This is a genomic window from Bacteroides pyogenes (assembly GCF_014196225.1).
GTDB lineage: Bacteria > Bacteroidota > Bacteroidia > Bacteroidales > Bacteroidaceae > Bacteroides > Bacteroides pyogenes_A.
On sequence record NZ_JACIDI010000042.1, the window covers coordinates 1 to 1,336 of the forward strand.

The 1,336-nt window shown below is 37.0% G+C and carries 1 protein-coding gene; it reads right to left on the reverse strand.

Going from position 1 to position 1,336, the window contains the following annotated elements; translation table 11 throughout:
• Window positions 1–113: 113 nt before the first annotated feature.
• Window positions 114–1,109: an IS110 family RNA-guided transposase gene (locus GGR07_RS13745; protein WP_021647353.1), complete on the reverse strand. Its 996-nt coding sequence runs from the start codon at window positions 1,107–1,109 to the stop codon at window positions 114–116.
• Window positions 1,110–1,336: the final 227 nt, after the last annotated feature.

Sequence of the window (1,336 nt, forward strand, 5' to 3'; positions counted from 1 at the left end):
GTTTACGAATATTAACGTATCCTTGGGTAAGTTCTTATATAGACATAACTACTCTTCAGAAGTGTATAGCTACTTCCTAAACCTAAGAATTTTTCGAAGTTAAGCCCCTTTTATTATGCTACCAATGTTACAAATGGAGTCTGCCTTCGTATCACAGCAAAAGACCTTGCTATGATTTTGGCTCTTACCGCATTGATTACAGATGCTTTATGTTTTCCCTCGGCTATTTTCCTTTTATAATATGCTTTCATCTGTGGATCCCAAGAGATGGCAGTAATGGCTGCGCGGGTAAGGTATACTTTTACTTCTTTGTTAGCCAATGTAGAAGTTTGCGTTCTTCCCCGTATAGAAATACCTGAAGTATGTTCAAATGGGGCAACTCCACAATAGCAGGCAAATTTCCTCGGGTTGTCAAATCTTTGAAAATTCTCAGTAACACACAGTAATACAATGGCATTGATGATTCCTATACCTTTTATACTTCTTAATAGCAAGTAGTTTGTATAAAGAGAACTACTGGCGGCTATTAGTTGCTCCATAGCTTCTTCCACCTTCAGGATCTTTTCCTTTATCGACTTGAGCTGTTCTTCCAAAAAAGCAATGGATTCTGTCACATCAGCCAACTTAACCATGTGGGAGAATGTTTCCAATAACTTTATGCTTGATACTTTTTGCTTGACCAGATTGTCACGTACAATAATCCATCCTCGCAGTCTCACCAAGTCTTCGTCAGGCAATTTGTATAGTTCCAGTTTTCGATAGTGTAATGCCGCATAGTTTGCTATTTTTTTAGCGTCAATGCGGTCATTTTTTCCTCGTTGCAAGCCTATTGACTTCTTTATGGTTAACGGACAAACTAAAGTCAGGGAAAATCCCATGGAAACACTTGAAACTGATAATTCTGTGACATAACTTCCCATGTTTTCAGCACAGAATAAGAGTTTAGATAAAGAAAGGTGATAACCAGCTATCCAATTCAATAAAGATTGGACCCCCTCTGGAGTGTTATTAAAAGACTTGTGAGACAACTCTTTCTCGTCCGCGGACATTAATGATGCATCGAATGTTTTTTTTCCTACATCAAGACCTACAAAATGAGAATAATTCATAACTTTGTATTTACAGTATTAAACATGAAGGAGAAACAGCTAATACATTTATTAGGTCGTGAGCCTACAATTCTAACTGGCTAGGTTCTCCGATTAAGAGAGTTGCAGTCTGATTCAGCCTATAGTCATTTAAGACTAGTGTCAAAGTTAGTTCACTGCAACTCTTCTTTTCAAATATACACTTATATTTTTATTGGGATATTTAATACTGCAAATGTAAATGTGTC

Bases quoted from the DNA above. Each gene is read 5' to 3' on its own strand.
- GGR07_RS13745 (WP_021647353.1), bottom strand. From the start codon at position 1,109: ATGAATTATTCTCATTTTGTAGGTCTTGATGTAGGAAAAAAAACATTC.